The following is a 24,575-nucleotide window of genomic DNA, read 5'->3' on the forward strand; positions in this document are numbered from 1 at the left end:
GTTACACTTACTCGGTGCTCTTAACTGAGTGTTATGGTTACCTAACTTGGTTACCAAAGGCTAAAGCGGCGTCATATTTTCTGCATTCCCAACGAAGCCGCCGGGAATGCAGGCCTCATCGTAAGGCGCTATCGCGTTGAAAGCCCTAGATATCGTGGACTGCGTGACTGTCGTCGGGCGCTTCCGCGCGTTCCGTCATACCGTAATCGCGAAGCACCTGCGCGACACGCAAACGATAGTCGGCAAAGACTGTCTTGCGCCCCGCTTTCTGGGCGGCGCGATGCGCCTCGCGGTTTCGCCATTCGCGAACGGCGGCCTCGTCGCGCCAGAAGGACAGCGACAGGATCTTGCCCGGCTGGGTCAGGCTTTCGAAGCGTTCGATGGAGACGAAACCGTCGATCGCTTCCAGTTCCGAACGCAGCCTTGCGGCAATATCGAGATAGTGCTGGCGTTCGTCGGGATGGGGAATAACTTCGAAAATGACTGCGATCACGGCGATATCCTCGGAGCATGCGGCAGCGAGACATTCTTCAGGAAAATGCGGTCTTCCTGCAAGATGAAGCGCTCGCGGCGAGCAAAATCGAGATTGGCCTGCGCCAGCGGATCGGCGGCTAGGCTCTTGCGATAAGCCTCGTAGGCGGCGAGATTTTCGATGTTGTAGATGCCATAGGCTGTTGTCAGCGAGCCTTCATGCGGAGCGAAATAGCCGATCAGGTCCGCGCCATTGCGTGGGATGACCTGGCCCCAGGCTTTGCCATACGCTGCGAAGGCGTCCTGCTTGAACGGGTCGATCTGGTAGCGGATGAGACAGGTAATCATGGGTTTTCTCCTTTGCTGATGCCGCTGTTTTCGCACATTGCAGCACGGAGATGGTTCGGTTACGATCGAAGTATGAAAGAAGGTCCAGACATAGCACAGATCGGCTCGCTGATCGGCGATCCCGCGCGAGCGAACATTTTGACAGCGCTGATGGGCGGCCGGGCGTTGACGGCAACGGAACTGGCGGCGGCTGCCGGCGTGACATTGCAGACCGCCAGCGCCCATCTTGCCAAACTTGAAGCGGGAGGCCTGCTGGCACAACGCAAGCAGGGCCGCCATCGCTATTTCACGCTGGCAGACGATCGCGTCGGCAAGCTGCTTGAGGGTATCATGGGTTTTGCAGCCAGCCGTGGCCATCTGCGCCATCGTCCCGGCCCGAAGGAGCCGGCCCTGCGCAAGGCACGCATCTGCTACGACCATCTAGCCGGCGATTACGGCGTGCGCATGCTCGACAGCCTGATCGAGGCCGGGTCGATCTCCGCGGTCGGCGAAGGTCTGAGCCTGACGGACGATGGCGAAAGGCATCTTGGAACGATCGGCATCGACGTCTCCGGATTGCGCTCGAGCCGCCGCCCGCTTTGCCGATCCTGCCTGGATTGGAGCGAGCGGCGCGCGCATCTTGCAGGCAGCCTCGGCAAGGCGCTGCTTTCGAATTTTCTCGACAAGGGTTGGGCGCGGCGAACCGAAAACAGCCGCTCGATCTTCTTCACGCCCGAGGGCGAGCGCCGCTTTTTGGCGCTCTTTCCACTTGAGTTGAGCGATGGCGCCCGGCAGCCAGAGGCCTCACAGCCAGAGCTGGATAACACGCCTTAAGCTGCCTTGATCAGGACACCGCTGAAATTGCTTGCAGCAATGCGGCTGCAGAGGTCGCCCCATTCGCAGCCGATGCAGGCATGACGGATTTCACCGCCGGCGAAATTGCGGCGAAGCTTAGAAAGCAGGATGGCATCAGGCACCAGCACCGTGCCTATGCCGATCTCTTCGCCCAGCAAGGCCGCGACATCGGCAAGGGCAGTTGCATCCCGCTCGATGACCGAAGCCTTGAAGCAGTGTGGCTCCTCCCCGTTCAGGAGCGGAGCGCAGACGTCATCGGGGCCGGAGACCAGTTTGATCTTCTCCCCTTCCGACAGCCGCTCGGCGATGCGGCGATAATTGTCGGTGAAGGCTGAGGTATAGCCTTCACCGACGAAGGTCAGCATGCAGAGCAGATGATGGGCGCGAAGCCTGACGGTCAATTCAGACGCGCCTTGCCGCTATAGACCTGAATGGTCTTCAGCACTGCGGCTGCAAGCGCGGACTTGAGGACGGCGCCGAGGATGAAGGGCGCCACGCCAAGCAGCCAGCCTTTTTCCGCACCGATCAGCGCTGCAAGCCATGCGCCGCCGATCGCAAGGCAGAGAATGTTAGCCGAGAGATGCGCCAGAAAGCTGCGCACGACGCGGTTGCCGCTCCAACCTCGCTCGCCAAGCCAGCCGACGAGGGCTGCGATGATCGGGAAGGATGCGAGATAACCCGCCGTCGGACCCATGAAGGGCGCAATGCCGCCTGCCCCGCCGGCGAGCACCGGAAAGCCGATCGCGGCTTCGCCCAGCCACGCGAGAACCGTAACTGCGCCAAGACGCCAGCCATAAAGAGCACCGATCATGGTAATCGCGAATGTCTGCATGGTGATCGGCACCGGTATCATCGGCACCGAGATTCGCGATGCGAGTGCCAGGATCAGTGTTCCGGCGAGAACGAATACAGTCTTGGCAACAAGCGAACGCTGACCAAGGCGAAGCGGATCGAAAGCGACTTCATCGTGATGCTGCAACAGGGACATAGGCTCTCCTTTCAAAATTATAGATAATTTTTGAGTCTCATCTATTTTATGAGAGAGATTGCGAAATCAGGCAAGTGGCAAGCTCCGGATATTTTGAGTAAGCGCGAAATCCTTTTGAAAAATAAGTGTAATAAATCCGGAAAGCGCGGCGAACCGCAGCTGAAATGCTGATCGAGATGCAACAGCGGCAAAACGAAGAAACTCCGCGCGGAGTACAGTTCGCGAGGCACGCCCTACAAGGCATCTCAAAATTATCTATAATTTTTAGCCGACGATTGCAAAGGCGTCGCGTGTCGATCCGGTAGGTGTGCGCACCGGCGCGCGGCCGATCCATTGCACATGCTTCTGCAGAATAGCAGCCGCCTCGTCTGCCCGCCCTTGGCGCAGCGCCGCCAGAATGGCGCGGTGGTCATGATCCGTGCGTTTTTCCCAGCCGGGCCAGGCAGAAAAGAGAAAGCGGGCGCTCGCCGCATGCAAATCATCGATAGCGGCAAGAAGACGCGCCATGCCGCAAGGCGCCAGGATCAGGCGATGGAAACGGCGGTTTGCTTCCTCCCAGGCGTGGACGTCACCGGCGGCATCGCCATCGCGTGTCGCCTGCTCGGCCTCGTCCAGAATGGCTGACGTCAGATGCGGGGCCGCATGCTTGAGTGCAAGACCTTCAAGGGCTGCGCGCATCTCCGCGACCTCGCGGACCTCCTTGAGATCGAAGGAGGCGACGCGCACGCCGCGACGCGGAAGGCTGATCGCCAGCCCCTGCGCCTCGAGCCGCCGGAACGCCTCACGCACGGGCACATGGCTGGTGCCGAACTCCTCGGCGATGTGATCCTGCCGCAGGCGGGCATCGGGCGCGATCTCGCCGCGGATGATGCGGTCGGCAAGCACCCGGCTGATGCGGCTGGCAATGGTGTCGTCGCGCTCCTTGGCCATGGCCGATCCTTAAAGGCGGGTCAATCCGATGTCGAGGGCCGATATCGAGCGACAAGAAATCGTCATCACCTCTTTTGCGCATTTCGACCTTTTCGCTCACTGCAGCGCAGCCATGCCCGCCAATTGGTTGAGCTTTGCCGACATATCGTGTAAAGCCCGGCGGTCATTTTTCAGAGCATGCCCCGAAACATCAATGGTTTCCTGTAGCGTGCCGAACTCAGCCACATCAAAGGCAGCAATTTCATGAGCAATGGCTTCGACCTCATCATCTTCGACTGCGACGGCGTTCTGGTCGATTCGGAAATCATCGCGGCACAAGTCGAATCCAAACTGCTGACCGATGCGGGCTATCCGATCAGCACCGAGGAAATGGGTGAACGCTTCGCCGGCATGACCTGGCGCAACATCCTGTTCGAAGTCGAGCGCGAGGCCAGTATTCCCCTCTCCGCTTCGCTGCTCGACAAATCGGAAAAGCTGCTCGACCTGGCGCTTGCCAGCGACGTTCAGCCTATCCCTGGCGTTCCGCTGGCGCTGTCACGCCTGCCGATACCGCGCTGCATCTGCTCGAATTCCAGCTTCGCCCGCATCGAGATGATGCTGACGAAGGTCGGCTACCTCAAACTGTTTGCTCCTAATATCTTTTCCGCCAAGGATCTCGGCGCCGACCGCGTCAAGCCCAAACCGGACATTTTCCTGCATGGCGCCAAGCAGATGAATGTCAGCCCAGCCAATACTATTGTCGTCGAAGATTCGGTTCACGGCGTTCAGGCAGCGCGCGCCGCCGGCATGCGCGTCATCGGCTTCACCGGCGCATCGCACACCTATCCTTCGCATGCCGACCGTCTGACCGATGCCGGCGCCGAAACCGTCGTCAGCCGCATGGCCGACTTGCCGGGCGTGGTCATGGCGCTCGCCGAATGGGACGGCGTGCTCTGAGGCAATAGGCAATAGGCAAGATGTTGCGGCCATAGTGCCGGCGGCAGCAGGGACAAGGTGATCTTTTCCTACTGCCTACTGCTCCAACCTTAGTGACGCTTCTTGCGCGCTGGCTTCTCGCCCTTTGCCGGCTTCTGCGGGCCTTGGTCGAAGCCGATCTGGACGATGGTGAAGCCGCCCGAGCCGCCGGCAACCTGGATGTCGTCATCCGTGAAGAGGAACTGCGCCGTGCTTTCGCCCGGCGGGATTTCCGCCGTATACATGATGGTCTTGCTATAGAGCGCGTTGTCATTGTCCATGACCGCAACATGGATCGGCAGGGTTACCTTGCCGGAGCTGCCCATGGGGCCAGCAACCAGGCGCCCCTGCGCCACGACGTGAATGCCGAGGCTTGTTCCATCGGTGGTGCACTGGCGGGTCGCCTGCGCCAGCGAAGCCTGATAGACCAGCTGGTTCGGATCGTCCTTGGCGCCCTTGGCGTAGGTGCGATAGACCGAATCCTCGTCGCGGATGACCGCCTGCGGGCACTTGCCGGCAACATAGGTCTGGCCGCCCGTAGGTGCGGCAGTCGTGGCTCCGGTTTGCGGCGCTACCGTTACATCCGTTGCCGGCTGTTTTTCACTGTTGCCGCCGATGCCGAGAGTGCTGCAACCCGTCAGGAATGCCAGAAGCGAAGCGGAGAAAAGACGACGCGAAACCTTGCCAAACACTATAATTCCACCCTCTCCATATATTTCATATAATCGGCCTGCAGCCTGTCAAACGGGCCTTTTATGACACTTGGCGATGGTCTATACCAGCGACGCAGCGAAAAATCGATTGGGTAGACACCGTTTTGGCTCACTTTTCGAGATCGACACATTGCCACAAACAGACGCCACATGGCGCCGATCCCACGCGCCTTGCGCAAACGCGAAAACCACGCGGCTGATCCGACGCAAAAAGACCGGCCGTCGTCTCTTCGTTCCTCTACCCTCTCAATCGATCACTCAGGCAATTTTGCGACCAAAGGAATTCTAGACCGTGGACTATATTTCAACGCGGGGAGAAGCCCCTGCCCTTGGCTTCTGCGACGCCCTCCTGGCCGGCCTTGCTCGTGACGGCGGGCTCTATGTTCCCCGTGAATGGCCGGTCCTGACGAAGAAGGAAATCCGCGCCTTTCGCGGCAAGAGCTATCAGGATGTCGCCTTCGCGGTGCTTTCGCCCTTCACCAATGGCGAGATTCCGGCAGATGTCTTCCGCGGCATGATCGATGATGCCTACGCCACGTTCCGGCATCCGGCAGTGGCGCCGCTCCTCCAGACCGGGCCGAACAGTTTCGTCATGGAGCTTTTTCACGGCACGACACTCGCCTTCAAGGATGTCGCCATGCAGCTGCTGGCGCGGCTGATGGACTATGCGCTGGAGAAGCGCGGCCAGCGGGCGACCATCGTCGGCGCGACCTCGGGCGATACCGGCGGCGCGGCAATCGACGCCTTTGCCGGACGCGAGCGCACCGATATCTTCATTCTCTTCCCGCATGGAAAAGTCTCGCCGGTACAGCAGCGGCAGATGACCACGTCGACGGCAGCGAATGTGCATGCGCTGGCCATCAAGGGCAATTTCGACGATTGCCAGAACCTCGTCAAAGCCATGTTCAACGATGCCCCCTTCCGCGACAAGGTGAGGCTCTCCGGCGTCAATTCCATCAACTGGGCGCGAATCATGGCGCAGGTGGTCTACTATTTCACCACCGCTGTTGCTCTCGGCGGCCCTGACCGAAAGATTTCCTTCACGGTGCCGACGGGCAATTTCGGCGACATTTTCGCCGGCTACGTCGCAAAGCGCATGGGCCTGCCGATCGAAAAACTGGTCATCGCCACCAACGAGAACGATATTCTGGCGCGCATGCTGAAGTCAGGCCGCTATGAGATGCGCTCGGTAAAAGCCACCACCTCGCCGTCGATGGATATCCAGATCTCCTCCAATTTCGAGCGCCTGCTGTTCGAGGCCAACGGCCGGGATGCCTCCAAGGTGCGCGCCGCCATGGAAAGCCTGAAGCAGTCGAACGGATTTTCAGTCAGCGAAGAAGCCCTGAAGCTTATCAAGAAGGACTTCCGAGCCGGCCGCGCCAGCGAGAAGCAGGTGGCCGAAACGATCCGCAAAACCCTTGCCGACACAGGCTATTTGCTCGATCCGCATACGGCGATCGGCGTCTTCATTGCGGACAAAAACGAGCGTCCCAGCAGCCCGATGGTGACGCTTGCGACAGCACACCCGGCAAAATTCCCCGCCGCAGTAAAATCCGCATCCGGTATTGACCCGGCGCTTCCGACGTGGCTTGCTGGTCTGATGACCAGGGAGGAGCGTTTCGACATTCTCGATCCGGAACTTAAAGCCGTTGAAAGCTTTATCGGCAAGCATGCCCGGACCGGCGAATAACAGACGCGGAAAGACAGGCGATGACAGTGGAGTGCACCCGGCTAGCGTCCGGGCTGACAGTAGCGACCCAATCGATGCCACACCTCGAAAGCGTGGCACTCGGCGTTTGGATCAAGTCGGGTTCGCGTAACGAAACCGAGGCAGAACACGGTATCGCGCATCTGCTCGAACATATGGCGTTCAAGGGCACAGCGCGGCGCTCCGCCCGGCAGATCGCCGAGGAAATCGAGAATGTCGGCGGCGAAGTCAACGCCGCCACCTCGACGGAAACCACGTCTTATTATGCCCGCGTGCTGAAGGATCATGTGCCGCTCGCCGTCGATATCCTTGCCGATATCCTAACGGAATCCGCTTTCGACGAGGAAGAGCTGGCGCGCGAAAAACAGGTCATCCTGCAGGAAATCAATGCCGCGAACGACACGCCCGACGATGTCGTCTTCGACAAGTTTTCCGAGGTCGCCTATCGCGGCCAGACGCTTGGGCGCGCCATTCTCGGCACACCGGAGACTGTCGTCTCCTTCTCGCCAGAACAGATCCGCCATTATCTCGGCCGCAACTATACGACCGACCGCATGTTCGTCGTGGCGGCCGGCGCAGTCGACCATGAAAGCTTCGTGCGGCAGGTCGAGGAGCGCTTCTCCACTCTTCCGACGAAACCGTCCGCTCCACCCGTTATCGAGCCGGCGCGTTATATCGGCGGCAACATTCGCGAAACCCGCGATCTGATGGATGCGCAGATCCTGCTCGGCTTCGAAGGCCGCGCCTATCATACCCGCGATTTCTACTGCTCGCAGATCCTCGCCAATATCCTCGGCGGCGGCATGTCCTCGCGGCTATTCCAGGAAGTGCGCGAATTCCGCGGCCTCTGTTATTCGGTCTATGCCTTTCATTGGGGCTTCTCCGACACGGGCATCTTCGGCATCCATGCGGCGACCGGCGGCGAGAACCTGCCGGAACTGCTGCCCGTCATTGTCGACGAGCTGCATAAATCCTCGCATGACATTCAGCAGCAGGAAATCGAGCGCGCCCGCGCCCAGATCCGCGCGCAGCTGCTGATGGGCCAGGAAAGCCCGGCTGCCCGCGCCGGCCAGGTCGCACGACAGATGATGCTTTATGGCCGCCCCATCCCGAACCAGGAGATGCTGGAGCGCCTGGAAGGCATCACGATCGACCGCCTGACGGATCTTGCCGGTCGCTTGTTCTTCGATACAGTACCGACGCTTTCTGCGATCGGACCGCTGGAGCAGCTCGCCCCGATGGAGGACATCGTAACCTCGCTGTCGGCGCCGGTCCCTGCCTCCAGAAGCGCGAGCGGCTAAGGGCACGCCGCGGGCCTATGGGTGCAATTCTCGGGGGAGTGCTTGGCGGCATGCAAAAATCTGTCTTTCGGTTTCTCTCACGTCATACGGACGCGGTTGAACTCGAAAACGACAATTATTTGCTGCGTTTGCCACGCTACTCCGATTTCAATCAATGGCATAAGCTTCGGGCGGAAAGCCGGCGCTTTCTCGAACCCTGGGAGCCTACCTGGCGACACGACGAGCTGACCGAGGGCGCCTATCGGGCACGCATCATCCGCGGAAAGCAGGAATACAGCTCCGGCCAGGCCATACCGCTCTTCATTTTTCTCAGGGAAAACATGACGCTGGTTGGCGGCATCACGATCGGCTATATTCGCCGAGGTGCTGCGCAGAGCTGCATGATCGGATATTGGATGGGCGAGCGCTACTCCGGTCAGGGCCATATGTTCGCCGCACTTCAGTTGGTTATACCCTATATCTTTTCCGGACTTGAGTTGCACCGAATTGAAGCAGCCTGTATTCCGGATAACGAGCGTAGCATGCGGCTTTTGGAAAAAGCCGGTTTCCAGCGGGAAGGTCATTTGCGCGGTTATCTTAAAATCAACGGTCAGTGGCGCGACCATGTGATGTTTTCAAGGTTGGCATCCGACACCAACCCGAACCGAAGCTTCGACCAGCGATGATCGCCGGAATGATGCAGACGTGGCCAACGGCCCGCCGGCTATGCGCCGTGATCGCAACGCTCGCGGCCGCCATGCTGCTGTTGACCGCCGGAATGGCCGATGCAGCCGAGCCCGTGAAGATCTCGCGCGACGATACTGCGCTCGATCTCACAGCGACGACCGAAATCTACACCAATCAGGGTGAAGCCTTCCAAGTTTCGACAGCGGCCGGCGCCGACGGCATCCGCCGCCGCATCGAGGTTCGCTCCTCTTCACCTAATCATCAGGGCGACTGGGCGGTTTTCGCGCTCGCCAACGTTTCCGAAGAGCAGCTTGAGCGCGTCATCGTCGCGCCGCATTTCCGTCTCGTGAATTCAAAGGTCTTCTGGCCCGATCTCGGCTCGCAGCGCATCGTCGCGATCACGCCGAGCGAAGGTTTTGCGCTCGATCGTCAGCCGAGCGACGAGGCTGACGTCTTCCGTATCACGTTGAACCCCGGCGCCGTCGTCACCTTCGTTGCCGAACTTTCGTCACCGAACCTGCCGCAGCTCTATCTCTGGGAACCAAACGCCTACAAGGATACGGTCAACGCCTTCACGCTCTATCGCGGCATCGTGCTCGGGATTGCCGGCCTGCTAGCGGTGTTCCTGACCATTCTTTTCGTCGTCAAGGGCACGTCGATGCTGCCGGCCACGGCGGCGCTCGCTTGGGCGGTGCTCGGCTATATCTGCGTGGACTTCGGCTTCCTCGGCAAGCTCATCAGCATCACGTCAAGCGACCAGCGAATATGGCGCGCCTGTGCGGAAGTGGCGCTAGCGTCGAGCCTGGTGATCTTCCTCTTCACCTATCTCAATCTCAATCGCTGGCACGCCCATCTCGGTTATGTGACACTTGCCTGGGTGCTCGGCCTTGCCCTCCTCTTCGGCGTGGCGATCTACGATCCGTCGATTGCAGCCGGCATTGCGCGGCTGTCGCTGGCACTGACGGCAACAGCCGGCCTGCTGCTCATCATCTATCTCGGCTTCAGCCGTTATGACCGGGCCATCCTGCTCGTGCCGGCCTGGGCCCTGATCCTCGTCTGGCTGTTCGGCGCCTGGATGACGGTCATGGGCAAGCTCGACAATGACATCATCCAGCCGGCACTCGGCGGCGGCCTCGTTCTCATCGTCCTGCTGATCGGCTTCACTGTCATGCAGCACGCTTTTGCCGGCGGCGCCTTCCAGCAGGGCCTGTTCTCGGATCTGGAGCGGCAGTCCCTGGCGCTGACAGGCTCCGGCGATACCGTATGGGACTGGGACGTGGCGCGCGACCGCGTAGTGACGACGCCCGATATCTCGGTGAAGCTCGGCCTCTCGCCCGGAACCATGCATGGCGCGGCGCGCAACTGGCTGCCGCGGCTGCATCCCGACGACCGCGACCGCTTCCGAGCGACGCTCGACGTCCTTCTGGAGCATCGGCGCGGCCGATTGAACCATGAATTCCGCATCCGCGCGGAGGATGGACATTTCCACTGGCTGTCGATCCGCGCCCGGCCGGTGCTGGGGTCGAACGGCGAGATCATTCGCTGCGTCGGCACGATCGTCGACATTACCGAACAAAAGAATTCAGTCGAACGATTGCTGCACGACGCTGTGCACGACAATCTGACCGGGCTCCCGAACCGTCAGGTCTTCCTCGATCGCTTGCAAGCCGTTCTGACGCTGGCTTCCGATGGAAATCAATTGCGGCCGACGGTTATGGTCATCGACATCGATCGCTATAAACTCGTCAACGATACGCTTGGCTTTGCCGCAGGCGACAATATCCTAATCGCATTGACCCGTCGCCTTCGCCGCCTGATGAAGCCGCAGGATACGCTGGCGCGTCTTTCGGGCGACCAGTTCGGCCTCATCCTCGTTTCCGAACGCGATCCCGCCAAGGTCGCCGACTTCGCAGACGCGATCAGCAAGGCGATCATGGTGCCGATCAATTTCGCCAACCGCGAGATCATTTTGACGGCATCGGTCGGGTTGACCTCGTGGGTCGACCAGCAGGAAAATGCGGCCGGGATGCTGAGCGATGCGGAACTCGCCATGTATCGCGCCAAGCGCGCCGGCGGCAACCGCGTCGAACCTTTCCAACCCGCCTTCCGCAGCTTCGGCACCGACCGGCTGCAGCTCGAAACCGATCTGCGCCGCGCCGTCGAACGCAAGGAACTTTCGCTCGTCTATCAGCCGATCGTTCGGCTTGAGGATGCAGAAATCGCAGGCTTCGAGGCGCTGATGCGCTGGGAGCATCCGAAGCGCGGTAACATTCCGCCATCGGAATTCATCCCGATCGCGGAGGCTTCCGACATCATCGGTCCGCTCGGCATGTTCGCACTGGAGCAGGCAACCAACGACCTCAAGGCATGGCAACGACAGACTGGCGACCTGCCGCTGTTCGTCTCCATCAACCTTTCCAGCGTGCAACTGCTCAACAACGAGCTTTACGACGATATCCGCGCCCTGCTCGCCAAGACCCATTGCGATCCAAGCCGCATCAAGCTGGAATTGACGGAATCGCAGGTGATGGAGAATCCGGAACAGGCGCGGCTCGTGCTCGACAAGCTGCGCGAAGCCGGCATCGGTTTGGCGCTCGATGATTTCGGCACCGGCTATTCCTCGCTCGCCTATCTCACCCGCTTCCCCTTCGATACGATCAAGCTCGACAAGGCGATGGTCCGCGACGATAGCGACAAGAAGGCTGTCCTGTTGCGCTCGGTCATTTCCATGGCGCGCGAACTCAATATGCGCGTCGTCGCCGAGGGCATCGAATCGGAAGAGGATGCGCTGGAGCTCGCCAAGATCGGCTGCAGCTACGGCCAGAGTTTCATCTTTGGTCCGCCGATGGGCTCGGATTCGGTGATCCGTCTGCTCAAGGAACGCTTTCCGCTGACGAAGCGCGCCTGAGGCCTTCGCGAACCGCCTTCGACGATGTGCGGCGCCTCATCAGGCGTTGTCGATCAATTCTCTTATGTAGTCGAGCTTCGCGACCACCGGCGGCGAGAGAATGAAGGGATAGGAATCCGGCTGCCCCATGCTGCGCTGGATGGAATTGATCGCTACGCTCAAAGGGATCCAGGCGCTGACGAGCTGCTCGGCGCTTTCTGCCTTGTAAGGATTGAAATCCACCTCGGCCGCCATGTCGTGATAGCGATGGGGATCGATCGCCAGGCCGAAGGAACGCGCCGTTTCCAGCGTATCGACGATGTGCAGATAATGCGCAAAGCATTCGGCGAAATCCTCCCAGGGATGGGAGCTGGCATAGGCGCTGATGAAACTTTCCTGCCAGCTTGCAGGCGGGCCATGGTCGTAATGGGCCTGGAGTGCGGCGCCATAATCGGCGCGCTCGTCGCCGAAGACGGCGCGAAAGGCATCGAATTGTCCACGATCGCGGACAAGCTTGTTCCAGATGAAATGGCCGGTCTCGTGGCGGAAGTGGCCAAGCAAGGTGCGATAGGGCTCATTCATGGAAGTACGCGCCTGTTCGCGCGTCACATCGTCGGCCTCGGCGGCCCGAATGGCGATCAGTCCCTCCTCGTGACCGGTCATCGCCGGGACCACGGTATTGCCCTGCACCTCATCCTCCAGGAAATCGAAGACGAGCCCACCTTCGGGGTCCTGCTGCCGATCGGGATGCGGCAGGTTCCACCGCAAGAGCGAATAAAACAAATGCCGCTGCGCCTGGCTGATGCGCCGCCAGCGATCTATACCCTGTTGCGTGCCGGTGTTCGGCACGAGACGATTGTGCCGACATGCAACGCAATAGGGCTGCGGATCGTCCGCATCAATGAGCCAATTGCAGATATCGAGTTCGGCATTCGCGCAGAAGCGAACATGCCGGGTCTGTTCGGAGACCGGGTACCAGTTCGTCTCAGTTTCTGCTTCCAGGGCATATATCGCCAAGCGATCCGGGACGAAACCGAGCTGATGACCACATCGAATGCATTGCCTGTTATCGAAATGAACAGGCTGTCCGCAATGATCGCACGTGAAAAGCCGCATGCTCCCCTCGGAAAACTTATTGGCAGGCAATAAAGAGCCTGCCACGTTTCCGTAACAGGCTCCTCCTCCCAACATCGCCGCTTCGACGTCAATTCAGACGGAGCAGCGACCATGGATTGACAAAAACAAGCAGCCGGTCACATCCGGTCCACCGCTCCCTTGACCTTATCCTTGGCCTTGCCAACGGCGGTTTGCACCTTACCCTTGGCTTCCTGTGCAGCGCCCTTGGCGCGCATTTCCTTGTCATTCGTCGCCTTGCCGGCCATCTGCTTGGCCTTGCCGGCAATTTCGTTCGCCTTACCGGACACCTTGTCGGTCGTGCTGCTCATGTCTGACGCCTCCTTGGCTGCGACAGCGGAATTGCCGTCGCTCTGTCGGGAAAACGTCACGCACGCTACTTCGTTCCAAAACAACGCAAATCGGCTCAGCTATGGCCGGCATGCGGTGACAGCATGACCGGATTGATACCCATGAGAGCCAGCGCACGATCATACTTGTTCTCGAGGCTGCGATCGAAGATCAATTCTTCGTTTGCAGGGCAGTTCAGCCAGCCATTGTTGCCGATCTCCGCCTCGAGCTGACCAGCGCCCCAGCCGGCATAGCCGAGCAACATCGTCGCGCGCTTCGGACCGCTCCCCTTGGAAATGGCCCTGACGATATCGAGCGTCGCCGTCAGGCTGATATCGTCACTGACCGGAATGCTGCTGTCGCTGATGTAATCGTCGGAATGCAGGACGAAACCTCGGCCGCTTTCGACGGGACCGCCGGTCTGGATCGGGAAATCGCGCGCCATCTGCGGAAGCACGATAGCATCGTCGTCCTTGATCATTTCGAGATGCAAGAGGACGTCGGTGAATGTCAGCTTCTGAGCCCGGTTGATGACGAAGCCCATGGCACCGGCATCGGAATGGGCACAGATATAAACAACCGTGCGATGAAAGTTCCGATCCTCCATGCCGGGCATGGCGATCAGGAACTGACCGTCGAGAAAACCTCTTTCGCGTCTATTCTTCAGCGTCGATAGGGACATCGTGCCTCCTGACCGCAGTTCGCAACTGCGCCGCCTCATACCAAGATGGGGCAATGTCATAAATCAATCAACTGAAAATGATCATTTACCTCTTCGGTCGTGCTGGCTCCCGGCGACCCAATCCGCTAAATCCTTGTTCCATGATCGAAATAAGTACCGTTGCCCGCCTGTCGGCGCTTCTCACCACTTTGTTTTTCAGCACCGCGGCGGCTCATGCCGCAACGAGTGAGTGGATAGACAATCAGGGCGGCAGAATGCGTCTGATCGCACTGGCGCCGGACGCAGAAGGGCATATCCGCGCCGCCTTGCAGATCGAGCCGGAGCCGGGCTGGATCACCTATTGGCGCGAGCCGGGTGAGGGCGGAATTCCGCCGCAAATAACGCCGGCAGCCGGCAGCGGCGTAACACTGGAAAGGGCGGACTATCCCGCGCCGAAGCCGATCCGCGTCGGCCCCATCCAGGAAATCGGCTACGACGCGCCGGTCACGTTTCCGCTCGATCTGCGCGTCACCGGCAAGGCGCCGGCAAAGCTTGAGCTGACGGCCTTCATCGGCCTCTGCAAGGATATCTGCATCCCTTTCCAGGCCGAATATTCCCTGCCCTTGCCGGCAGATGTGCAGCCAACCTCGCATGAACTGGCTTTGCTCTATGCGGCAAAGGCCGTGCTACCGCAGCCTCCCTCCCCGGATTTCGCCGTCCAGAGCCATAAGTTCTCCAACGACGGCAAGAGCCTTTCCCTGCATCTGACACTGCCGGAAGCGAGCGGAAATGCACCTGAGATCTATGTCACGGGGCCATCCGGCTATGTGTTCTTTCAGCAAGCGAATGCGAAGCGGGAGGGAATTTCCTTCTCGGCCGATATAGTAATCGGCAAACTACCGAAGGATTATGATCCGAAGGGCCAAAGCTGGGGTATTCTGGTCGTCGATGGCGATCGGGCGATGGAAACCACCCTTGCGCTCGAATAGGCGGGATCTATAGTTCTCTGAACCGTCTTCAAACCATCGGCGGCCGTTCGAGCGCCCCGAAACAACGACCCAAGGAGAGAGCCATGACTATCGCCATCGGCGACACGCTGCCTGCCGCCACCTTCAAGGAAAAGACCGCCGACGGACCGGTCGAGATCAGCACCGAGCAGCTGTTTGCCGGCAAGCGCGTCGTCCTCTTCGCCGTTCCCGGCGCATTTACGCCCACCTGCTCGCTCAATCACCTGCCGGGCTTCCTCGAAAACCGCGACGCCATTCTCGCCAAGGGCATCGATGATATCGCCGTCGTTTCCATCAACGACTGGCACGTCATGGGCGCCTGGGCGCAGTCGTCCGGTGGCCTCGGCAAGATCCACTTCCTCGCCGATTGGGACGGCGCCTTCACCAAGGCGCTCGGCCTCGACGTCGATCTCTCGGCCGGCGGCCTCGGCATTCGCTCCAAGCGCTATTCCATGCTGGTGGAAAACGGCGTGGTGAAGACGCTCAATATCGAGGAAAGCCCCGGTCAGGCCACGGTTTCGGGCGCCGCTGCCATGATGGAGCAGCTTTAGAATTCTGATGGATTTGGAATGCCGGGCGCTCCTGCGCCCGGCCTATCTTCGGGCTGTGGAAGGCTCAAGTCATCCCTTAATCCTTTTACCTGCTTGTTACCCGGATATAATAGCCATCAGGATCTACGATACGGAAATCGCGCAGCCCCCATGGCTGCAAGGCAAGCTTGGATACCGGATGGCCGCCGGCTTTAGCGATACCATAGAAACTTTCCACATCCTCGACGCTTAGCACGATTTCGATGCCAAGACCTGGTCGTTCGCCATTGGCAGCTCGAAGTGGATGATCAGGCCCAAGAGCCTCCCGCTTGTTGACGGAAATGATAGCCTCGCCATTCGAGAGCATCGTGTATTGCTCGCCTGTCTCGCCAACCACCTGGAAGTTCAGTGTCCGTCGATAGAATTCTATCGACGCCGTCACATCGGCAACAAACAGCTCAAGCCTTAGCTTCATGACATTGTCTCCTACCCGCCTCGTAAATTTTGTCGCTCGATGCTGCGTGAAAATATAACTGTCGTGAGCCTCATGGCGATAAGGCGCGGACATTATTGCCGGTGAATATTCCAGCGTTGTTCACCGCAGTTCACCGCCGCCTCTTTTTCGCCGCATTTCATCGGCTACAACACGTAATGTTATTACATAATGAAAGCCCTGAAATGCCTTTTGACCGTGATCCCTTCGCTTCGTCCCTCATGGGGCGCTCGGCTTTGATGCGCCTTGCCTATGTGGCGGTGGGCATTGCAGTGCTTTGGGCTGCTATCGGCTGGGCGGTGGCTTTGGCATGAATGATCTGATCCGCCTCAACAATCTCACCGTCACCTATGAACGTCATCCAGCCGTACACCATCTCTCTGGCGGCTTTGCTGCCGGCAGCCTGACGGCGATTGCCGGGCCGAACGGTGCCGGAAAGTCGACTTTACTGAAGGCGATTGTCGGAGAGCTGCGGCCGGCGGAAGGGTCGATCGATCGTGGCAAGCTGACGCGCAACGATTTTGGCTATCTGCCCCAAGTGGCCGATATCGCCAGGCGCTTTCCGATTTCGGTTGCCGATACCGTCATGCTCGGTGCCTGGAAGAATGCCGGCGCCTTTGGGCGGTTCTCGCGGAAAGACGCCGAGCGGGCGCGCGAGGCGCTCGGCATCGTCGGGCTTTCGGGCTTCGAACGGCGGCATATCGGCTCGCTTTCGGCCGGACAGTTCCAGCGCGTGCTGTTTGCGCGGCTGCTGCTGCAGGATGCTCGTGTCATCTTGCTGGACGAACCCTTCACGGCGATCGACCAGCGCACGACGCGCGATCTTCTCGACCTCGTGCTGCGATGGAACCGGGAGGGACGCACGGTCATCGCCGTACTGCACGATTTCGAGCAGGTGCGAAGCTATTTCCCCGAAACGCTGCTGATCGCCCGCAAACTCGTGGGATGGGGCAGGACGGAAGATGTCATGAGCCCAACGAACCTCATCAAAGCGCGCGCCATGGCCGAGCGCTGGGATGAGGAGGCCGCGACATGCCTCCCCGAAGAAGAGCACGACGAAGGCGGCCTCGTGAAGCGGGAGCCGGCCGAATGACCGTCTACGATATCTTCCTCACACCCTTTGCGGACTATGGTTTCATGCGGCGCGCGCTGATTGCCTGCGTCTGCCTCGGCCTCGGCTCCGGCCCGATCGGCGTCTTCCTGATGCTCAGGCGCATGAGCCTGATGGGCGATGCCATGAGTCATGCCGTTCTGCCTGGCGCCGCTATCGGCTACCTCATTGCCGGCTCGCTGTCGCTGACCGCGATGGGGCTTGGCGGGCTCGTGGCCGGCCTTTCGGTGGCGCTGCTCTCCGGGCTCGTCAGCCGCGCGACCGTGCTGCAGGAGGATGCGAGCTTTGCCAGCTTCTATCTGACCTCGCTGGCGCTCGGCGTCCTCATCGTGTCACTACGCGGCTCCAACATCGATCTCCTGCATGTGCTCTTCGGCACCATTCTCGCGATCGATGCGCCGGCTCTCTACCAGATCGGTGCGATTACGACGGTGACGCTGCTGGCTCTCGCCGTCATCTACCGGCCGCTTGTCATGGAATGCTTCGATCCGGGTTTCCTGCGTGCTGTCGGCGGGCGCGGACCGCTCTATCATTTCCTGTTTCTGCTGCTGGTCGTGCTCAATCTCGTCGCGAGCTTTCAGGCGCTCGGTACGCTGATGGCCGTCGGGCTGATGATGCTGCCGGCCGCCGTGGCTCAGCTCTGGTCGCGCAGCCTACCCGCCATGATGATGATTGCGACGGGAACGGCGATAGTGGCAGGCTATCTAGGCCTCATCGCATCATACCATCTCGAATTTGCATCAGGCCCGACCATCATCATCACCGCCAGCCTGATCTACGGCTTCTCCATTCTCTTCGCACCTTCGGGCCTTGCCCGGCGGCTCTTCCCCCGTCCCCATCTCCGGGGCTAATCTGAACAAGGAGACCCACATGAACAAACAGAGACTGCTTCTCTCAGCCGCCGCGGCAGCCTTCGTCGCCTTCGGCGTCGCTGCACCAGCCTCCGCCGAGACACTCAATGTCGTTGCGTCCTTCACCGTGCTTGCCGATGTCGTCAAGCAGGTCGGCGGCAATCATGTGAAGGTGTCGAGCCTCGTCGGCCCGAATGGCGACCCCCATGAATTCGAGCCCTCGCCAGCCGATGCCAAGACGTTGAATGCCGCCAAGGTCGTCTTCGTCAGCGGCGAAGGCCTGGAAGGCTGGATGGACCGGCTGATTACCGCGTCCGGCTACAAGGGAACGCCCGTTGTCACCTCCGAAGGCGTCAACACCCGCACCATGGTCGACGATGGCAAGACCGTCACCGATCCGCATGTCTGGAATAGCCCGGTCAATGTGAAGGTCTGGGTCGCCAATATCGAAAAGGCTCTTTCCGCCGCCGATCCGGCTGACGCCGCCGACTTCAAGGCCAATGCCGAGCGCTATACGAAGGTGCTGACGGAGCTTGACGCCTATGCGCACGGCAAGTTCGACAAGATCCCGGACGATCGCCGCAAGGTGCTGACCAGCCACGACGCCTTTGGCTATTTCGGCCGCGAATACAAGGTCAACTTCCTCTCGCCGCTCGGCGTTTCGACGGAGACGGAGGCGTCGGCCGCCGACGTCGCCAAGCTGATCGAGCAGATCAAGACCGAGCATGTGAAGACCTATTTCTTCGAGAATTCGAACGATCCGCGCCTCGTCAAGCAGGTCGCCAAGGCAACCGGCGCCGAGCCGGGCGGCGAGCTCTATGTCGAATCGCTGTCAAAGGCCAACGGGCCGGCTTCGACTTACGAAAAAATGTTCCGTTATAACGTTGACCAGCTCGCCGCTGCGATGGCGAAATCGAGCTGATCGACCGGATCCGGTCGCAGGCTTACCCCGTCTGCGGCCGGATCCTGGCGGCTATTTCAAAGATTGAAATCAAAAACCATTAGGCCGGCCAGACCGCCGTCGGTGGAGGAAACGATGCGTTCGCCGACAGCCACATGTTCGGGATGGATGAGATAGGCATCACGCGCCTCCACACTCTCGAAGGTGACGGCAAATCCATCGGCGAAGCCGCCATGCAAGCCTTCGGGCGATACGTTTGGCCCATATTTCACATCGACAATGCCCGGAATGACCTTCTGCAAGGCGACGACAGAGTCGAAGAGCGCGGTCTTCTCATCCTGTGTCAGGGCGGATTTGAGTCTAAGAAAAACGCAATGCAGGATCATAAAACAATCTCCCTGGAAGTCGGGGGCAGCATAGAGGGAAAGGACAGCCGGGCAAGGCACCAATTCGCGAACATTGCGTTCCGGCAGCGAGGCGAATGGCAAGGTGTTTAGAAGCATTGCTCATGCTGACAGATGAGCTTTGGCTGCCGCTGTGATCTCGCGCGTCAGCTCGGCAAGCCGGTCGGCTGCGAGACGATTCACTTGCCAATATAATGGAATGTCCAGCGGCGTGTCGGGGATCAGTTCCACCAAGCGCCCAGCCTCCAGATGCTCCCGCACAAGCTGAATGGGATTCATGCCCCATCCCATGCCTGCAAGGCTGGCATCGACGAAGCCCTGCGTCGACGGCAGCCAATGGCTCGGATAGGCAAAATCCTCTCCGAAAGTCTGGCGTAACCACCGGCTTTGAAGCCTGTCCTTCTGGTTGAAGGTCAGGGCCGGCGCATTCCGGATCGCTTGCGGGGTAACGCCCTGTGCAAAATGCCGGGCAACGAAATCCGGGCTTGCCGTCGCATGGTAGCGGAGGGCGCCGAGGGACATGCGCCGGCATCCCTGGATCGGCTTCTCCAGGCCGGTGACGGCGGCGATGACCCGGCCGCGCTGCAGCCATTCGGCGGTATGATCCTGGTCGTCGATGGCGATATTCAGCAGATAGGGGGAGCGTTTGGCAAAACCCGATATGGCTTCCACGAACCACGTCCCGAGGCTATCGGCGTTCGTGGCGATGTGAAGCGTAACCCTTTGCTTGGGCTCCTCGGGATCGATGAGTGCCGGCAAACGTCCGAAAAGCTCGTCTTCGAGCATGCCGACATTCTCCATATGGCGGCAGAGCCATTCGCCCTTCTCCGTTGCGGTGCAGGGATTACCCCTGACGATCAGGACGATGCCCAGGCGTTCTTCCAGCTGCTTCACCCGCTGCGAGACGGCCGAAGGCGTGACGCTGAGAAGGGTCGCCGCCTTTTCGAAACTGCCTGTCTGGACGACCATGGAGACGGCACGGAGAGCAGAATAATCGAGCATGGATTAGTTTTTCTTAATCAGGATTAGCAACATTAACTAGCCTAAATCTTCTTGTGCCGATACCGGAAATGCTCATTGATTTTGGAGCATTTCGGCTAGGATGAATTTTTCGATCTATATGACGGGCCTGATGATGGGGCTCAGCCTGATTGTCGCGATCGGCGCGCAAAATGCCTTCGTCCTGCGTCAGGGCCTCCGCAACGAGCATGTCTTAGCCGTATGCCTTGCATGCGCGCTCTCCGATGCCGCGCTCATCATCCTCGGGGTGACGAGCTTCCGCCAGATCTCGGCGCTGTTGCCCTGGCTCGATCCTGTCATGCGCTATGCCGGGGCAGCCTTCCTCATCTGGTACGGAGCCAGGAGCCTCTACTCCGCCTTTCGCTCGTCCGCGGTGCTGGCCGCCGGAGAAGCGAAATCATCGAGCTTCCGGCAGACGCTTGCCATGTGCCTGGCGCTCACCTGGCTCAACCCGCATGTCTATCTCGATACCGTCGCGCTGCTCGGCACGATCTCGACCCGATTTCCGGGAAACGAGGCCTCATTTGCGGCGGGGGCCATGACCGGCTCTTTCCTGTTCTTCTTTTCGCTTGGCTTTGGCGCGCGATGGCTAAGGCCGATCTTCGCGAAGCCCGCCTCCTGGCGCGTTCTGGAAACGCTCATCGCGCTTACCATGTGGATGATCGCCACCAAGTTGCTGAGCGGAGTATGATTTTACAACATATTCTATCGACAGCCATACGGCGCTCAGCATAGGAGGATTCCAGGCTCTGCTTTTCGATCGCTACCGCTGCTCATGGCCTGACAGAGAAGGAAAACAATTGTGACGCTCTTTACAGGACTTTCGGCCTTTCCAATTACTCCGACCGACGCTTCCGGACGCGTGGATGTTGCAGCTCTCACCCACCTGCTTGAACGCATTCAACGGGCGGGCGCTGATTCCATCGGGTTGCTCGGCAGTACGGGCGGTTACGCCTTTCTGTCACGCGACGAGCGCCGGCGGGCAGTACAGGCGGCGATGACAAGTGTCGGCGGCAAGATCCCGGTCATCGTCGGTGTCGGAGCATTGCGGACCGACGAAGCTCAGGCATTGGCGCGTGATGCCAAGTCGGCCGGCGCGGATGGGCTACTGCTGGCGCCCGTATCCTATACTCCACTCACAGAGGAAGAGGTCTACCAGCACTTCGCAGCCGTCGCGGAGGCCGGCGAGCTGCCGCTCTGCATCTACAACAATCCCGGCACAACGAAATTCACATTCAGCGATCGACTGATTGTACGGCTGGCAAAGGTGGCGAACATCGTGGCGGTGAAGATGCCTCTGCCGCAAGATGGCGATTTCAAGGGAGAGATAGCGCGCCTGCGCCAGGAAACGTCAAAGGGTTTCGCCATCGGCTATAGCGGCGATTGGGGGGCCGCAGCCGGGCTACTGGCCGGCGCCGACGCCTGGTACAGCGTGATCGCCGGCCTCCTGCCCGCCGAGGCGCTGGCGCTCACACGGGCCGCCCAGGCCGGCAACGTCGCCGAAGCCGAACGGCTCGATCAAAAATTCCAGCCGCTATGGAGCCTGTTCAAGGAGTTCGGCAGCTTCCGTGTCATGTATGCGATTGCGGAAGCACTCGATCTTTGCCGGATCGATCCACCGCGCCCAATCCTGCCCCTCTCCGCAACCGAAAAGCCAAGAGTGAGAAGCGCGCTCGATCATATCTTAGCGTGATCGAGTTCTATGTGACGCGGCTAGTCCGAGTTTATTGCCGACGAGCTACTTCCGCTTAAACGGCTCCATGCCCTTGCGGGCCAGCTCGTCGGCCCGCTCGTTCTCCGGGTGTCCTGCATGCCCCTTTACCCAGTGCAGCATCACCTTGTGTCTGTTATAGGCCTCGTCCAGCGCCTGCCAGAGCTCGGCATTCTTCACCGGCTTCTTGTCTGCGGTCTTCCAGCCGTTCTTCTTCCAGCCGAAGATCCACTTGGTGATGCCGTCCTTGACGTAGACGCTGTCAGTATAGAGATCGACCTCGCATGGGCTCTTCAGGGCGCCGAGTGCCGAGATCGCGGCCATCAGCTCCATGCGGTTGTTGGTCGTCTCTGCCTCGCCGCCGGAGAGTTCCTTTTCCACCTCGCCGTAACGAAGCACGGCGCCCCAGCCGCCGGGGCCGGGATTGCCGGAGCAGGCGCCGTCGGTAAAAATATCGACGTGCTTCATGCCTTCAGCCCATATTCGGCGGCCGCGGCAATCTGGCGGTGGAAGCGCAGCTTGCGCAGATATTCGATCGGATCTTTCTTGGTGACGAGAGCGCCGGCGGGGGTCGTCAGCCAGTCGTAGAGACGTGTCAGGAAGAAGCGCAACGCCGAGCCGCGGGCCAGCGTCGGCAGGGCGGCGATTTCAGCCTCGCTCAACGGCCGCACGCTCTGATATCCCTCAAGCAGCGCCATTCCCTTGGTGATGTTGTAGGCGTGATCTTTCTCGAAGCACCAGGCATTCAGGCAGATCGCGACATCGTAGGCGAGCTGATCGTTGCAGGCGAAATAGAAATCGATCAAGCCGGACAGGGTGTCGCCGAGGAAGAAGACATTGTCCGGGAAAAGATCGGCGTGGATGACGCCTTCGGACAGACCCTTCGGCCAATGCTTTCCAAGGAAATCGAGTTCGCCGCGGATCTCACCCTGCAGGCCGGCCTCGACTTCGTCGGCGCGGGCCTCTGATTTTTCCCAGAGCGCTTGCCAGCCCTCAAGCGACAGCGCGTTCGGGCGGCGGATCTCGAAACCCTCACCGGCAATATGCATAGCGGCCAGCGCTTTGCCGACTTCGCGGCAGTGATGTGCCTCGGGCTTGCGCAGCCACATGCCCTCGAGGAAGGAGATCAGGGCGGCAGGACGCCCGGAGAGATGACCGAGCAAGGCACCGTCACGGCGCGGCAGGGGTAGCGGGCAGGACAGGCCGCGGCTCGCCAGATGCTGCATCAGCCCCAGGAAGAACGGCAGATCGCCCTTGTCGACGCGCTTCTCATAAAGCGTCAGGATCAGCGGATCGCGGCTCGTATGCAGCAGGAAGTTCGAATTCTCGACGCCTTCGGCAATGCCCTTGTAGGAGAGCAATTCACCGACATCATATTCGGTCAGGAACCACTTCAAATCGTCTTCGGTAATATCGGTATAAACGGCCACGAAACAGTCCCGAACTTGAGCGCCTTAGGTCGGCTATTCGCCGTTGACGAAAGCCATGTCTGCTGTCGTCAGCTCTATACTGCGAAGCTCGCGATTGACGAGGAAATTCTCGGTTTCCTTCACAGTTTCAGCGAGTTCCACCACAGCATTATAGCGGGCGCGGAAAGCTTCGATAATCTCGTTGACGATGACTTCTGGCGCAGATGCACCAGCCGAGAGGCCAACGGTCTTGATATCGCCGATATCGTCCCAATCGATCTCGGCGGCGCGCTGGACGAGAACGGATTTCTTCGCCCCTGCCCTCAACGCCACTTCGACGAGGCGCTTGGAATTCGACGAATTCGGCGCACCGACGACGATGAAGAGATCGCAGCCCGGCGCCGCCTCCTTTACCACTTCCTGGCGGTTGGTCGTGGCATAGCAAATCGAGTCCGCCGCTGGCGCAGTCAGATTGGGGAAGCGCTCCTGCAGCCGCGCGATGACGCCGGCGGTATCATCGACCGAAAGCGTCGTCTGCGTGACGAAGCCGAGATTGTCGGGATCATCAGGCTGGTAGACATCGGCATCCTCCACCGTTTCGATCAGCGACACGGCACCTTCCGGCAGCTGGCCCATCGTACCGATCACTTCCGGGTGGCCGGCATGGCCGATCAGGACGACGTGGCGGCCAAGGCGATTGTGGCGCATGGCCTGCTTGTGCACCTTGGAGACAAGCGGACAGGTGGCATCGAGATAGAAGAGATTGCGCGCATCGGCATCGGCCGGCACGGATTTCGGCACGCCATGCGCCGAGAAGACGACGGGCTGGGCGCGATGCTCGGCCGGGATTTCATCCAGCTCCTCAACGAAGATGGCGCCCTTGGCTTCCAGACCTTCAACGACATAGCGATTGTGCACGATCTCGTGGCGGACATAGACAGGCGCGCCATAGGCCTTCAGCGCCAGAACGACGATCTGGATGGCTCGGTCGACGCCGGCGCAGAAGCCGCGCGGCCCGCAAAGCCGGATGGTCAGGTCAGGTTTGGAAACAGCTATGTTCATATCTCTTCCGAAATGCGACAGAGGCTCGAGCCATAGATAGGGCTGCCCTGCCGCCTGCTCCACTGGTCCGCGCGATCCTATTGAAACCGCTGCGCACTTTTTGGGATCATGCTCTAGCGGAATATTCCATCGAAATGAAGCTATTCTATTG

General features: G+C 60.0%; 29 protein-coding genes. 14 read left to right on the top strand and 15 right to left on the bottom strand.

Translation table 11 applies throughout. The features are described 5' to 3' along the window. Positions 1 to 145: 145 nt before the first annotated feature. The gene (locus tag FBZ99_RS10830; RefSeq protein WP_113353929.1) at positions 146 to 493 is read right to left on the bottom strand and encodes an antibiotic biosynthesis monooxygenase family protein; all 348 of its coding nucleotides are present in this window, start codon (positions 491 to 493) and stop codon (positions 146 to 148) included. After that, positions 490 to 819: an NIPSNAP family protein gene (locus FBZ99_RS10835; RefSeq protein WP_113353928.1), complete on the bottom strand. Its 330-nt coding sequence runs from the start codon at positions 817 to 819 to the stop codon at positions 490 to 492. The genes FBZ99_RS10830 and FBZ99_RS10835 overlap by 4 nt, the downstream gene beginning before the upstream one ends. Before the next feature lie 72 nt (positions 820 to 891). Between FBZ99_RS10835 and FBZ99_RS10840 the strand changes: the two genes are divergently transcribed. Beyond that, positions 892 to 1,632 carry an ArsR/SmtB family transcription factor gene (locus FBZ99_RS10840; protein WP_113390357.1) on the top strand — a complete coding sequence of 247 codons (741 nt, stop codon included), beginning with the start codon at positions 892 to 894 and terminating at the stop codon, positions 1,630 to 1,632. Here FBZ99_RS10840 and FBZ99_RS10845 read toward each other — a convergent pair. The 3 genes from FBZ99_RS10845 to FBZ99_RS10855 all read right to left on the bottom strand — a co-directional run bounded on the left by FBZ99_RS10845 (position 1,629) and on the right by FBZ99_RS10855 (position 3,571). Next, on the bottom strand, positions 1,629 to 2,054 hold the full coding sequence (locus tag FBZ99_RS10845; protein WP_113390358.1) for a DUF1284 domain-containing protein: 426 nt from the start codon (positions 2,052 to 2,054) through the stop codon (positions 1,629 to 1,631). The genes FBZ99_RS10840 and FBZ99_RS10845 overlap by 4 nt on opposite strands. Further along, positions 2,051 to 2,641: a biotin transporter BioY gene (locus FBZ99_RS10850; protein ID WP_145633078.1), complete on the bottom strand. Its 591-nt coding sequence runs from the start codon at positions 2,639 to 2,641 to the stop codon at positions 2,051 to 2,053. The genes FBZ99_RS10845 and FBZ99_RS10850 overlap by 4 nt, the downstream gene beginning before the upstream one ends. Positions 2,642 to 2,905: 264 nt before the next feature. Further along, positions 2,906 to 3,571, bottom strand: coding sequence for a GntR family transcriptional regulator (locus FBZ99_RS10855; protein WP_145633081.1), 666 nt, complete (start codon positions 3,569 to 3,571; stop codon positions 2,906 to 2,908). A 243-nt stretch (positions 3,572 to 3,814) separates the two neighbouring features. Between FBZ99_RS10855 and FBZ99_RS10860 the strand changes: the two genes are divergently transcribed. Next, the gene (locus FBZ99_RS10860; protein ID WP_113331986.1) at positions 3,815 to 4,507 is read left to right on the top strand and encodes an HAD family hydrolase; all 693 of its coding nucleotides are present in this window, start codon (positions 3,815 to 3,817) and stop codon (positions 4,505 to 4,507) included. 89 nt (positions 4,508 to 4,596) lie between these two features. On the opposite strand, the gene FBZ99_RS10865 is transcribed toward FBZ99_RS10860, so the two are convergent. Further along, complete coding sequence (locus FBZ99_RS10865; protein WP_113331952.1) at positions 4,597 to 5,217, bottom strand: hypothetical protein; 621 nt, start codon at positions 5,215 to 5,217, stop codon at positions 4,597 to 4,599. 313 nt (positions 5,218 to 5,530) lie between these two features. Here FBZ99_RS10865 and thrC point away from each other — a divergent pair, with 313 nt between their 5' ends. From thrC to FBZ99_RS10885, 4 genes are read left to right on the top strand one after another with little or no spacing between them, the layout of a single operon-like run. Next, complete coding sequence (thrC, locus tag FBZ99_RS10870) at positions 5,531 to 6,928, top strand: threonine synthase (RefSeq protein ID WP_113390360.1); 1,398 nt, start codon at positions 5,531 to 5,533, stop codon at positions 6,926 to 6,928. Positions 6,929 to 6,948: 20 nt separating this feature from the next. Beyond that, positions 6,949 to 8,247, top strand: a complete 1,299-nt coding sequence (locus tag FBZ99_RS10875) for a M16 family metallopeptidase (protein ID WP_113390361.1) — start codon at positions 6,949 to 6,951, stop codon at positions 8,245 to 8,247. 50 nt (positions 8,248 to 8,297) lie between these two features. Then, on the top strand, positions 8,298 to 8,912 hold the full coding sequence (locus tag FBZ99_RS10880; protein ID WP_113331954.1) for a GNAT family N-acetyltransferase: 615 nt from the start codon (positions 8,298 to 8,300) through the stop codon (positions 8,910 to 8,912). Continuing rightward, positions 8,909 to 11,821 (top strand): sensor domain-containing phosphodiesterase, encoded by a 2,913-nt coding sequence (locus tag FBZ99_RS10885; protein WP_371864889.1) that lies wholly within the window; start codon positions 8,909 to 8,911, stop codon positions 11,819 to 11,821. The genes FBZ99_RS10880 and FBZ99_RS10885 overlap by 4 nt, the downstream gene beginning before the upstream one ends. Before the next feature lie 39 nt (positions 11,822 to 11,860). On the opposite strand, the gene FBZ99_RS10890 is transcribed toward FBZ99_RS10885, so the two are convergent. The 3 genes from FBZ99_RS10890 to FBZ99_RS10900 form a co-directional block, all read right to left on the bottom strand. After that, positions 11,861 to 12,916, bottom strand: a complete 1,056-nt coding sequence (locus FBZ99_RS10890) for a zinc-binding metallopeptidase family protein (RefSeq protein ID WP_113390362.1) — start codon at positions 12,914 to 12,916, stop codon at positions 11,861 to 11,863. Between the two features lie 137 nt (positions 12,917 to 13,053). Beyond that, complete coding sequence (locus FBZ99_RS10895; RefSeq protein WP_069613771.1) at positions 13,054 to 13,245, bottom strand: CsbD family protein; 192 nt, start codon at positions 13,243 to 13,245, stop codon at positions 13,054 to 13,056. 95 nt (positions 13,246 to 13,340) lie between these two features. Continuing rightward, complete coding sequence (locus FBZ99_RS10900; RefSeq protein ID WP_069613770.1) at positions 13,341 to 13,946, bottom strand: YqgE/AlgH family protein; 606 nt, start codon at positions 13,944 to 13,946, stop codon at positions 13,341 to 13,343. A 140-nt stretch (positions 13,947 to 14,086) separates the two neighbouring features. Between FBZ99_RS10900 and FBZ99_RS10905 the strand changes: the two genes are divergently transcribed. Together FBZ99_RS10905 and FBZ99_RS10910 are read left to right on the top strand one after the other, a co-directional pair. Continuing rightward, entirely contained in the window at positions 14,087 to 14,914 is an 828-nt protein-coding gene (locus tag FBZ99_RS10905; protein ID WP_145633084.1) for a protein-disulfide reductase DsbD domain-containing protein, read from the top strand. An 83-nt stretch (positions 14,915 to 14,997) separates the two neighbouring features. Next, a complete protein-coding gene (locus tag FBZ99_RS10910) occupies positions 14,998 to 15,483 on the top strand; it encodes a peroxiredoxin (protein WP_113390363.1) in 486 nt (161 codons plus the stop codon). An 85-nt stretch (positions 15,484 to 15,568) separates the two neighbouring features. On the opposite strand, the gene FBZ99_RS10915 is transcribed toward FBZ99_RS10910, so the two are convergent. Beyond that, complete coding sequence (locus FBZ99_RS10915; RefSeq protein WP_113390364.1) at positions 15,569 to 15,937, bottom strand: VOC family protein; 369 nt, start codon at positions 15,935 to 15,937, stop codon at positions 15,569 to 15,571. A gap of 101 nt (positions 15,938 to 16,038) precedes the next feature. Between FBZ99_RS10915 and FBZ99_RS10920 the strand changes: the two genes are divergently transcribed. The 4 genes from FBZ99_RS10920 to FBZ99_RS10935 are packed head-to-tail and all read left to right on the top strand — an operon-like array spanning position 16,039 to position 18,839. Next, positions 16,039 to 16,269, top strand: coding sequence for a hypothetical protein (locus FBZ99_RS10920; RefSeq protein WP_145633087.1), 231 nt, complete (start codon positions 16,039 to 16,041; stop codon positions 16,267 to 16,269). Continuing rightward, positions 16,266 to 17,048, top strand: a complete 783-nt coding sequence (locus FBZ99_RS10925) for a metal ABC transporter ATP-binding protein (protein ID WP_113390365.1) — start codon at positions 16,266 to 16,268, stop codon at positions 17,046 to 17,048. The genes FBZ99_RS10920 and FBZ99_RS10925 overlap by 4 nt, the downstream gene beginning before the upstream one ends. Next, complete coding sequence (locus FBZ99_RS10930) at positions 17,045 to 17,917, top strand: metal ABC transporter permease (protein ID WP_113390366.1); 873 nt, start codon at positions 17,045 to 17,047, stop codon at positions 17,915 to 17,917. The genes FBZ99_RS10925 and FBZ99_RS10930 overlap by 4 nt, the downstream gene beginning before the upstream one ends. A 19-nt stretch (positions 17,918 to 17,936) precedes the next feature. Beyond that, a complete protein-coding gene (locus tag FBZ99_RS10935; RefSeq protein ID WP_113353915.1) occupies positions 17,937 to 18,839 on the top strand; it encodes a metal ABC transporter solute-binding protein, Zn/Mn family in 903 nt (300 codons plus the stop codon). Positions 18,840 to 18,895: 56 nt separating this feature from the next. Here FBZ99_RS10935 and FBZ99_RS10940 read toward each other — a convergent pair whose 3' ends face one another. Continuing rightward, the gene (locus FBZ99_RS10940; RefSeq protein WP_113331963.1) at positions 18,896 to 19,204 is read right to left on the bottom strand and encodes a Dabb family protein; all 309 of its coding nucleotides are present in this window, start codon (positions 19,202 to 19,204) and stop codon (positions 18,896 to 18,898) included. 120 nt (positions 19,205 to 19,324) lie between these two features. Then, positions 19,325 to 20,224 carry a LysR family transcriptional regulator ArgP gene (locus tag FBZ99_RS10945; protein WP_113353914.1) on the bottom strand — a complete coding sequence of 300 codons (900 nt, stop codon included), beginning with the start codon at positions 20,222 to 20,224 and terminating at the stop codon, positions 19,325 to 19,327. Positions 20,225 to 20,324: 100 nt separating this feature from the next. Between FBZ99_RS10945 and FBZ99_RS10950 the strand changes: the two genes are divergently transcribed. After that, entirely contained in the window at positions 20,325 to 20,933 is a 609-nt protein-coding gene (locus FBZ99_RS10950; RefSeq protein WP_113353913.1) for a LysE/ArgO family amino acid transporter, read from the top strand. Between the two features lie 111 nt (positions 20,934 to 21,044). Further along, the gene (locus tag FBZ99_RS10955) at positions 21,045 to 21,935 is read left to right on the top strand and encodes a dihydrodipicolinate synthase family protein (protein ID WP_113353912.1); all 891 of its coding nucleotides are present in this window, start codon (positions 21,045 to 21,047) and stop codon (positions 21,933 to 21,935) included. Between the two features lie 45 nt (positions 21,936 to 21,980). Here FBZ99_RS10955 and rnhA read toward each other — a convergent pair whose 3' ends face one another. Genes rnhA through ispH form a run of 3 tightly spaced genes read right to left on the bottom strand, consistent with a single transcriptional unit; the run spans position 21,981 to position 24,424 of the window. Further along, positions 21,981 to 22,421, bottom strand: coding sequence for a ribonuclease HI (gene rnhA / locus FBZ99_RS10960; RefSeq protein ID WP_113353911.1), 441 nt, complete (start codon positions 22,419 to 22,421; stop codon positions 21,981 to 21,983). Next, positions 22,418 to 23,383 (bottom strand): homoserine kinase, encoded by a 966-nt coding sequence (locus FBZ99_RS10965; protein WP_113353910.1) that lies wholly within the window; start codon positions 23,381 to 23,383, stop codon positions 22,418 to 22,420. Before FBZ99_RS10965 ends, rnhA begins: the two co-directional genes overlap by 4 nt. Positions 23,384 to 23,416: 33 nt before the next feature. Beyond that, positions 23,417 to 24,424: a 4-hydroxy-3-methylbut-2-enyl diphosphate reductase gene (ispH, locus tag FBZ99_RS10970; protein WP_112722479.1), complete on the bottom strand. Its 1,008-nt coding sequence runs from the start codon at positions 24,422 to 24,424 to the stop codon at positions 23,417 to 23,419. Between the last annotated feature and the right edge of the window lie 151 nt (positions 24,425 to 24,575).

Source organism: Rhizobium sp. ERR 1071 (assembly GCF_007828675.1).
Taxonomy (GTDB): domain Bacteria; phylum Pseudomonadota; class Alphaproteobacteria; order Rhizobiales; family Rhizobiaceae; genus Rhizobium; species Rhizobium dioscoreae.

Bases quoted from the DNA above. Each gene is read 5' to 3' on its own strand.
- FBZ99_RS10835 (WP_113353928.1), bottom strand. From the start codon at position 819: ATGATTACCTGTCTCATCCGCTACCAGATCGACCCGTTCAAGCAGGAC.
- FBZ99_RS10840 (WP_113390357.1), top strand. From the start codon at position 892: ATGAAAGAAGGTCCAGACATAGCACAGATCGGCTCGCTGATCGGCGAT.
- FBZ99_RS10850 (WP_145633078.1), bottom strand. From the start codon at position 2,641: ATGTCCCTGTTGCAGCATCACGATGAAGTCGCTTTCGATCCGCTTCGC.
- FBZ99_RS10855 (WP_145633081.1), bottom strand. From the start codon at position 3,571: ATGGCCAAGGAGCGCGACGACACCATTGCCAGCCGCATCAGCCGGGTG.
- FBZ99_RS10860 (WP_113331986.1), top strand. From the start codon at position 3,815: ATGAGCAATGGCTTCGACCTCATCATCTTCGACTGCGACGGCGTTCTG.
- FBZ99_RS10875 (WP_113390361.1), top strand. From the start codon at position 6,949: ATGACAGTGGAGTGCACCCGGCTAGCGTCCGGGCTGACAGTAGCGACC.
- FBZ99_RS10880 (WP_113331954.1), top strand. From the start codon at position 8,298: ATGCAAAAATCTGTCTTTCGGTTTCTCTCACGTCATACGGACGCGGTT.
- FBZ99_RS10885 (WP_371864889.1), top strand. From the start codon at position 8,909: ATGATCGCCGGAATGATGCAGACGTGGCCAACGGCCCGCCGGCTATGC.
- FBZ99_RS10890 (WP_113390362.1), bottom strand. From the start codon at position 12,916: ATGCGGCTTTTCACGTGCGATCATTGCGGACAGCCTGTTCATTTCGAT.
- FBZ99_RS10895 (WP_069613771.1), bottom strand. From the start codon at position 13,245: ATGAGCAGCACGACCGACAAGGTGTCCGGTAAGGCGAACGAAATTGCC.
- FBZ99_RS10900 (WP_069613770.1), bottom strand. From the start codon at position 13,946: ATGTCCCTATCGACGCTGAAGAATAGACGCGAAAGAGGTTTTCTCGAC.
- FBZ99_RS10905 (WP_145633084.1), top strand. From the start codon at position 14,087: ATGATCGAAATAAGTACCGTTGCCCGCCTGTCGGCGCTTCTCACCACT.
- FBZ99_RS10910 (WP_113390363.1), top strand. From the start codon at position 14,998: ATGACTATCGCCATCGGCGACACGCTGCCTGCCGCCACCTTCAAGGAA.
- FBZ99_RS10915 (WP_113390364.1), bottom strand. From the start codon at position 15,937: ATGAAGCTAAGGCTTGAGCTGTTTGTTGCCGATGTGACGGCGTCGATA.
- FBZ99_RS10925 (WP_113390365.1), top strand. From the start codon at position 16,266: ATGAATGATCTGATCCGCCTCAACAATCTCACCGTCACCTATGAACGT.
- FBZ99_RS10930 (WP_113390366.1), top strand. From the start codon at position 17,045: ATGACCGTCTACGATATCTTCCTCACACCCTTTGCGGACTATGGTTTC.
- FBZ99_RS10935 (WP_113353915.1), top strand. From the start codon at position 17,937: ATGAACAAACAGAGACTGCTTCTCTCAGCCGCCGCGGCAGCCTTCGTC.
- FBZ99_RS10940 (WP_113331963.1), bottom strand. From the start codon at position 19,204: ATGATCCTGCATTGCGTTTTTCTTAGACTCAAATCCGCCCTGACACAG.
- FBZ99_RS10945 (WP_113353914.1), bottom strand. From the start codon at position 20,224: ATGCTCGATTATTCTGCTCTCCGTGCCGTCTCCATGGTCGTCCAGACA.
- FBZ99_RS10950 (WP_113353913.1), top strand. From the start codon at position 20,325: ATGAATTTTTCGATCTATATGACGGGCCTGATGATGGGGCTCAGCCTG.
- rnhA (WP_113353911.1), bottom strand. From the start codon at position 22,421: ATGAAGCACGTCGATATTTTTACCGACGGCGCCTGCTCCGGCAATCCC.
- ispH (WP_112722479.1), bottom strand. From the start codon at position 24,424: ATGAACATAGCTGTTTCCAAACCTGACCTGACCATCCGGCTTTGCGGG.